The sequence below is a fragment of the bacterium genome (assembly GCA_040755795.1).
In the GTDB taxonomy this organism is placed as follows: domain Bacteria; phylum UBA9089; class CG2-30-40-21; order CG2-30-40-21; family SBAY01; genus JBFLXS01.
On sequence record JBFLXS010000168.1, the window covers coordinates 1 to 8,064 of the forward strand.

Sequence of the window (8,064 nt, forward strand, 5' to 3'; positions counted from 1 at the left end):
GGTCAGGAGAATAGAGTGAGGAAGTGAAAAAGTGAGGAAGTGACTTGTCATGAAATCACTTAATTACTAAATTACCTGTTTTCTAAAGCTTTGAACTGAAGCCCCAGTAAACGGCGGCCGTAACTATTATCTGGACAATAGTAGTTGTAAAATCTGGCTATATGCTGGAAAATCCCAAGTATCTGATGGTACTCATCGATAAGAGTAACAATCCATTCAGTGGGGACAATCAGCAGGAAAGGCTGGAGGTGATGTAGAAGTGAAAACACTTTTGATTTTGCCGCCTTCTGTGGTAAAGAGATTGGAAATGGGGTGATTTTTCAATGGGATTTACCCACTCCCATGTAAAATGAAAAAAAATCGTTTTCATCGTCCAATTAGACCACGGAATAATTTTAATATTACTACCTTTTGAAGTAGGGCGGCAATAAAAAGAAAAACCTTCAGAATCCTCAGAGACTATACGCCAGACATTCACATAAGGAGTGATGATATAGTCCGGCCTTCTGGGCGACCAGAAGAGTGAGATAGAAATAATCTCACCCCCTAATTTTAGGGAGTAACAAAAGCGAACGGTCCTAAGGTTAACTAAAAAAGCTAGCCTGCTCCAATGGTAACATTGGAGGTATATTCAACTATATGCGGGAAACTCCTCAAAAGATATGTGATACTCGTCTATTCTTGATTAGTTTAGAATGGGACAGTAAAAATTCCATATACAAGGGGACAATCCGCAGGGAAGTCAAGGAGGAAAATATGACCCCTCAGAGACCAAACGTTGAATATCCGAATCAAGCGGATATTTTAAAACCCGATTGGATTGTAGGGTTTATTGATGGAGAAGGATGTTTCCATATTGGAATCAATAAAAATGACGAAGTCAGATTTGGTTACCAGATTTTACCCGAATTAACTGTGGTTCAGCATGAAGAAAACTTGAATCTTCTTTACCGACTTCGTTCCACAATGAAGTGTGGGGTAGTAAGAAGAAATCATGGAAAGCGTTTTTGCTGGCGGGTAAGAAATCTTAAAAATCTGGCCGAAATTATTATTCCATTTTTTGGAAAATATCCCTTGAAATCAAAGAAAAATATTGAATTTCAAAAATTTGCAAGAGTTGTTCGCCTGATGCAACAAGGTAAACATTTAAGGGAGGAGGGGTTTAACGAAATCCTCAAAATTGCATCAGAGATGAATAGAAGAAGCAGAAAACAAATTCGGATAAAGATAGAGTCCACACTTTGATGAAAATCAGAGAGTATGTGAGCGAAATTCCTTGTCGGGTAAGTTCCGACCTGCATGAATGGCGTAACGATTTGGGCGCTGTCTCAACGAGGGGCTCGGCGAAATTGTAGTATTTGCGAAGATGCAAGTTACCCGCAACTAGACGGAAAGACCCCGTGAACCTTTACTATAACTTGACATTGGATCTGGGTATAGTATGTACAGGATAGGTGGGAGACTTTGAAGCGTGGGCGTTAGTCTGCGTGGAGTCAACCTTGGGATACCACCCTTATTATATTTAGATTCTAACCTACGACTGTGAATCCAGTTGAGGGACAATGTCAGGCGGGTAGTTTAACTGGGGCGGTTGCCTCCTAAAAAGTAACGGAGGCGTCCCAAGGCTTCCTCAATGCGTTTGGCAATCGCATGGAGAGTATAAAGGCACAAGGAAGCTTAACTGCAAGACCCACAAGTCAAGCAGATGTGAAAGCAGGGCTTAATGATCCGGCGATTCTGTGTGGAAGGGTCGTCGCTTATCGGATAAAAGGTACTCCGGGGATAACAGGCTGATCTTGCCCAAGAGTCCATATCGACGGCAGGGTTTGGCACCTCGATGTCGGCTCATCGCATCCTGGGGCTGAAGCAGGTCCCAAGGGTTCGGCTGTTCGCCGATTAAAGCGGTACGTGAGCTGGGTTTAGAACGTCGTGAGACAGTTCGGTCCCTATCTGTTGCGGGCGCAAGATATTTGAGGGGTGCTACTCCTAGTACGAGAGGACCGGAGTGGACGAACCGCTAGTGTACCAGTTGTCATGCCAGTGGCATTGCTGGGTAGCTATGTTCGGAAGGGATAACTGCTGAAAGCATCTAAGCAGGAAACCCACCCCAAGATTAGATATCTCGGACAGATTTCTCTTTGAGTTATCTGTTAGGATCTTTTGATGCTTCTAAAAATCTTTCGAAAAGAAATTCTCGCAAGAGAATTCCCAAGTAGTTAGGTCTTTAGACTTCTTAAGACCACCTGAAGACTCCTGGGAGATGACCAGGTTGATAGGCTGCAAGTGTAAGTAGAGTAATCTATTGAACCCTGATTGTTGAAAAGAAACAAGATTATCTTCGGATGATTAAGTAACTTCGAGACAATCGGGAGCTGAGCAGTACTAATAAGTCGTGCGACTTGACCGTGCTACTTTAAGTTGTTTCTTTGTTTATAAAAACGAAAACTCCTTCATTGTAGAGTGTTAAGCATTATAAGGAGATAAAAAAAGGAAGGGTGATGGAAGAGGAAATATCCCATGAGAAAAGGATTCTGAATGAAGCATTTATTACCTGGTATAACTCAAGATATTATGAATTAATTGCTTCCGAATTACTTGCGAAGTGGGAGATGGTAGATAGATTCATCCAGATAGGTATTATCCTTACTGCGACAGGAGGTACTGTTGCGGGATGGCAATTATGGAATCAGCCAGGAATGAAAATTGTTTGGTCAGTATTATGCGGGATAGTATCCTTCATGGCAATTATGCATAAGGTATTTTGTGTTGTGGACAAAATTAAAGTATGGCTTGAAGTAAAACAATCGTTTACAATGATTAAAAATCAGATGGAAATTTTAAGGTATGAAGTAAAGGTATCAGTAAAAAAAATCATAACAATATTAATAAAACTGGACTTTCGTAAATTTTATGCTACTTCTAAAATTCTCTTTATCCTTATCAATCTGTTTATTTTGCTCAAAGAGGGCAAAATTAGGCTCAAAAGCCTGATGATTTTTTTGCAACTTATCCTTTGAAGTTGAATTGATAAAAAATGCTTTACCTATTTTCTTCGCTTTGTGTCCTTTGCGTTACTACTTTGTGCCCTTTGTGGTTTATCCTTTTTTAATCGCAAAGAACGCAAAGAAATCGACCGCAAAGAACGCAAAGATTAAAGGAGAAAAGAATCATAGAAAATTCACGAAACTCCAGATAAACATAAAGTAATCTCTAAAGATGACATCTGCACGGTGGAAGCGGTTGATTATCCCAAATTTACAAAGGATTTTGAACAGAACTTCCAGAAAGCAAAAGGCGGGATTCTCTTTATAAACGATGTTCAAAAACTTGTTCCGGCGGGTTATTCGGGTGCTGTTGACCCACTGGATAAACTATTTTCAGAGATAAGAAAATCCCAGTTTGACCCCATTGTCATTTTAGCAGGCTTACATAGAGGCTTTAAGGAATATCTTAAAGATAATCCCAATGTGAAAGGGCTTTTCAGTTATATATTTGAGCTCTCTGATATGGATGCAGCTCAGATGTTCATGATTGCCGAGAAAGAATTAAAAAAACAAGGGTTTGCGCTCAGTGACGATGGCCGGGTGAAGCTAAAGAAACTATTCGTTCATCTTGTGAGGACAAAGGATGAATCCTTCAGCAATGGGCACCTTGTTATTAAAAAGGTTGAAGATATAACTAAAAGCTATTATCTTCGCATATCTCAGGGTATTACTGGCGATAATGTTATCCTGCCAGAGGATATAAAAGGTGAAATACCAGAGGAAAAGACCATAGAGAAAATTATGGATGAACTGGATTCATTAGTCGGTATGGAAGAGATAAAACAGGAGATAAAAGATTTATCAAAATTTTTAGATGTTGAGAAAAAGAAGGCAGAAATTACAGGCTCAAGTTGGACGCCTAATCTTCATACGGTCATAACAGGAAATCCTGGCACTGGGAAGACAACAATCGCCAGGAAACTTGGAGAGATTTTTAGGGCAATTGGCTTATTAGACAGGGGGCATGTAATTGAACTGGATAGAAAAGACCTTGTGGCTGAATATGTAGGACAGACAGCACCAAAGACAAACGCTAAAATAAGTGAGGCGATGGGAGGAATATTGTTTATTGACGAAGCCTATACACTTGTTCCAGAAGGCACGAATGACTCCTTTGGTAAAGAAGCGATTAATACACTTCTTAAAAGGATGGAAGATGATAAGGGTAAGTTTATGGTTATTGTGGCTGGGTATCCAAAAGAAATGGAGAGATTTCTTGATGCCAACCCAGGATTGAAGTCAAGATTTACAAGATATTTCCATCTCAAGGATTATACACCTGAAGAATTGCTTGCTATCTTTAAAATTATGGCAAAATCTGAAAAACACGAGATTGACGAATCTGCAGAAGAAAGATTAAAGAACATATTTGAGGCTATGTATTTAAAGAGGGATAAAAACTTTGCTAACGGTAGAGAAGTGAGAAATAACTTTGAAGAATGTTTAAAATTACAGGGGAACAGAATCAGTGCTCTCGGTATTTCAGAAGGAAGGGAACTTTTTCTAATCAAAACTGAAGATATACCCAGCAGATATGCGGTTGAAAAAGCCGTTACTTTAGAAGATGCCTTGCAAAGCATGGAAACCTTAATTGGACTTTCCTCCATTAAAAGAGAGATTAAAACACTAATAAATTATCTCGAGGTGGAGAAGGCGCGAGTCTCTGCTGGTGGGAAAGAAACTCCCTTAAATATACACTTTGTCTTCAGGGGCAACCCTGGAACAGGAAAGACAACTGTGGCAAGAATCCTTGCTGATGTCTTCAAGGCAATGGGGCTGTTATCCAGAGGGCACCTTGTGGAAACAGATAGAAAAGACCTTGTTGCCGAATATGTAGGACATACAGCACCAAAGACAAATAAGGTGCTCAACAATGCCATTGGCGGAGTCCTTTTCATAGATGAGGCGTATACCCTTGCACGAGGCGGAACTTCTGATTTTGGCAGAGAGGCGATTGATACACTCCTTAAAAGAATGGAAGATGATAGGGGTAAGTTTGTGGCTATTGTGGCTGGCTATAAGGATGAGATGCAGACATTTTTAGATACAAACCCTGGACTTGCTTCAAGATTTACAAAGTATATAGATTTTGAAGATTATAACCCAGCAGAACTAAAGGAGATATTTATCTCTATGGTGGAATCAAAGGGGATGAGATATGCGGATGGGGTTGAAGAATTATTAACCACGCTATGTGTGAAGATATATGAACACAGGGATAGAAACTTCGCAAATGGCAGAACCATAAGGAATATTTTTGAGATGGTTTTGCAAAATCAGGCTAATAGGATTGCCGGGATGCGACAGGAAGGAAAAGAAGTGTCCCCGGATGTTTTAAACACAATTGAAGCGGATGATTTAAAATCAATAGAAGGGATGAAAAGATGATATGCCCTTATTGTAAAATGGATATAGAGGAGGATTCATATTTCTGTGACCAATGCGGTCAAGAAATATTAATGTGCCCTAATTGTAATAAGCCTGGTAAAGGGAAGATGTGTACCCATGATGGGACTCCATTGGTCACTGCAAGGATAAAGGGAGGAGTATCTACTGATTTGTCTGTTGACCAAAGGATTTCTTATGGGATAACTCCATTTCCCACAATAGGAGCCCCATCAATCCTCACGCCTGCTACGGAACTTCATTTGATAAATAAGAACCTCAACCTTGATTTAAAGATAGAGAATGATGAGATAATTGGACGGACAACAGGCAGGTTTATGGATACCTTCAGCAAATTCTCGCAGGTATCAAAACAGCACTGTCAAATCAAATTTGACCAGAAACAGGGCTGGGTGGCTATTGACCTTGACTCTACAAATGGCACTAAATATAACAATATCCCCCTAAAACAGGGGCAACATCAACCACTAACAGATAAATCCTTTCTTTTAATCGCTAACATAGAATTTTACATAGAGATAAGAAGCAAGGATGAAAAGGATAAAACTACAAGGATATAAGTTGCTATGGAATTAAGAATTAAGGCTGTAACTGATACGGGTTGCGTAAGAGACCATAATGAAGATAGAATTTTAATCGGAGATGAAATCCTGAGAGAAGGTGATAAGGAGATAGAGATAAATCTTAACGATAACCCAAAGTATTTTGTAGCGATAGCTGATGGTATGGGAGGACATAACGCAGGGGAAGTCGCCAGCGAGATGGTTTTAGAGTTGATGCGTGAAAAAATTAACTCTTTTGAATCAGGATTGACAGAAAATGAACTAAGCAAGAAAATCAAAGATTGGACTTATGAAATTCATTCCCATATTTTAGAAGAAGGCAATAGAAGCCCTGAAAGAAAAGGTATGGGCACAACCTTAGTGGGAATATTGTGTTATGAAAACTCTGCGTATTATCTCAATGTTGGTGATAGCAGGTTGTATAGATTAAGAGATGAGTGTCTTGTCCAAATATCTAAAGACCATTCCCTAAGAGAACTAACAGGGGATAACAATCTTCCATCAAATATCATTCTGAATTCCTTTGGTGGAGGCGATAAAGTCTTTGTTGATTTTGCTCCTGTGAGCAAGAGGATATTTGAGGGAGATATTTTACTATTATGCAGTGATGGGTTATCCGATATGCTTACTGATGATGAGATAGAAATGATTTTAAATAGTGGTGAGGATTCTGTGAACAAACTTTTAACTGAGGCAAAAAACAAAGGTGGAGAAGATAATATTTCTATTATTTCAATAACTATTGGCATGAATGGTAACCTTTCATAATCTGTGCCTAAACTATAATCGGTAGAAAAATAATTTGACGGGAAATGAGAAATGTCATAAAATATGGTTAGAAAACAAAGAAAAATGTCCAGTTTACACTTTTTACCTTTTGGTGTCTCCACATCTCCAAATCTGATATGAAACACTTACCTGATTTGATAGAGAGGAGTTAAACTTCTATGAACCCAAAGAAGACTATTTATTTAGATACTTCCGTGCCGAGCGCATATTACGATGAAGAGAAACCAGAAAGAATGAGAATTACATGTGGTTGGTGGAAAAATGAAATGAGGAAGTTTGAAATCCTTATTTCTGAAGTAACAGTGGATGAACTGGAGGCTACTTCTGATATAGACCAAAGGAAGAAATTTGCAGAATTGATAGAGGATATAGAAGTTTTAAAAATAACCGTGGAAAGCCAATCTTTAGCAGAAAAATATGTTAAAAATGGGGTGTTTTCTGTTAAAGACTTTAATGATGCTTTACATATTGCTATTGCTACTGTGGAATTACAATGGAAGAAAATAAGTTATATATCCTCACTTCCAGCGGAATTAAAACCTTTATTCTTCATAACCGTTAAGATTAGAGTCTTTTGGGTTTCGTGAAAAACTTTGTTGACAAATTCTTCTTTTTTTGTTAAGATTGAAATAAGAAAATAGAGAGAGTCAATAAATGAAAAAAGATTTTTTAAGTTGATAATTCATTACAAGTACGATTAATTTGGTAAAGCAAAAGTGTATTATAGTAATAGTGTCTTCTTAAATAGTGAAAAAACAACTACCTGCAAGGTTTTTCAAACCTTGCAGGAGACTTTAAGAGAAGCAGGGAGGAAAATCAATGTCAACAGTAGCCACAGAGGAAGAAAAATGGACATATCAAGATTATGTCCAGTTTCCCGATAATGGGAAAAGGTATCAGATAATTCAGGGGGAGGTTTATATGAGTCCAGCACCAGTTCCGTATCATCAAAGGATTATTAGAAAACTTGGTAAAATTATTGATGAATTTGTTACCAGGAATGATTTAGGGGAGATATTTTATGCTCCTTGTGATGTTCTTCTATCAGATATAAATGTTGTCCAACCAGATATATTCTTTATCTCTAACGAGAATCTGGACATAATCAAGGATAAGTATATAGAAGGTGTACCTGATTTAATTATTGAAATCACCTCTCCTTATACCCAAAAAATAGATAAACTGCTAAAAAAGAGACTTTATGAGACCTATCGGGTTCAAGAATACTGGATAGTAGATGCAGATAAAAAGACACTTCAGAT

7 protein-coding genes and 1 other annotated feature are annotated in these 8,064 nt (G+C 38.3%); all 7 genes read left to right on the forward strand.

Going from position 1 to position 8,064, the window contains the following annotated elements; genetic code table 11:
- The first annotated feature begins 756 nt into the window (after positions 1 to 756).
- Positions 757 to 1,245 carry an LAGLIDADG family homing endonuclease gene (locus tag AB1414_11440; GenBank protein MEW6608045.1) on the forward strand — a complete coding sequence of 163 codons (489 nt, stop codon included), beginning with the start codon at positions 757 to 759 and terminating at the stop codon, positions 1,243 to 1,245.
- Between the two features lie 107 nt (positions 1,246 to 1,352).
- Positions 1,353 to 2,394, forward strand: a sequence feature (23S ribosomal RNA rRNA prediction is too short).
- 104 nt (positions 2,395 to 2,498) lie between these two features.
- Positions 2,499 to 3,017 carry a hypothetical protein gene (locus AB1414_11445; GenBank protein MEW6608046.1) on the forward strand — a complete coding sequence of 173 codons (519 nt, stop codon included), beginning with the start codon at positions 2,499 to 2,501 and terminating at the stop codon, positions 3,015 to 3,017.
- Positions 3,018 to 3,230: 213 nt separating this feature from the next.
- Positions 3,231 to 5,432: an AAA family ATPase gene (locus tag AB1414_11450; GenBank protein ID MEW6608047.1), complete on the forward strand. Its 2,202-nt coding sequence runs from the start codon at positions 3,231 to 3,233 to the stop codon at positions 5,430 to 5,432.
- Positions 5,429 to 6,010 carry an FHA domain-containing protein gene (locus tag AB1414_11455; GenBank protein ID MEW6608048.1) on the forward strand — a complete coding sequence of 194 codons (582 nt, stop codon included), beginning with the start codon at positions 5,429 to 5,431 and terminating at the stop codon, positions 6,008 to 6,010. Before AB1414_11450 ends, AB1414_11455 begins: the two co-directional genes overlap by 4 nt.
- A gap of 6 nt (positions 6,011 to 6,016) precedes the next feature.
- Positions 6,017 to 6,781, forward strand: a complete 765-nt coding sequence (locus tag AB1414_11460; GenBank protein ID MEW6608049.1) for a protein phosphatase 2C domain-containing protein — start codon at positions 6,017 to 6,019, stop codon at positions 6,779 to 6,781.
- A 179-nt stretch (positions 6,782 to 6,960) separates the two neighbouring features.
- Positions 6,961 to 7,389: a PIN domain-containing protein gene (locus AB1414_11465; protein ID MEW6608050.1), complete on the forward strand. Its 429-nt coding sequence runs from the start codon at positions 6,961 to 6,963 to the stop codon at positions 7,387 to 7,389.
- A 232-nt stretch (positions 7,390 to 7,621) separates the two neighbouring features.
- Positions 7,622 to 8,064 (forward strand): Uma2 family endonuclease (locus tag AB1414_11470; protein MEW6608051.1); only part of this gene is annotated, 443 nt, incomplete at its 3' end.

Bases quoted from the DNA above. Each gene is read 5' to 3' on its own strand.
- AB1414_11440 (MEW6608045.1), top strand. From the start codon at position 757: ATGACCCCTCAGAGACCAAACGTTGAATATCCGAATCAAGCGGATATT.
- AB1414_11445 (MEW6608046.1), top strand. From the start codon at position 2,499: ATGGAAGAGGAAATATCCCATGAGAAAAGGATTCTGAATGAAGCATTT.
- AB1414_11455 (MEW6608048.1), top strand. From the start codon at position 5,429: ATGATATGCCCTTATTGTAAAATGGATATAGAGGAGGATTCATATTTC.
- AB1414_11460 (MEW6608049.1), top strand. From the start codon at position 6,017: ATGGAATTAAGAATTAAGGCTGTAACTGATACGGGTTGCGTAAGAGAC.
- AB1414_11465 (MEW6608050.1), top strand. From the start codon at position 6,961: ATGAACCCAAAGAAGACTATTTATTTAGATACTTCCGTGCCGAGCGCA.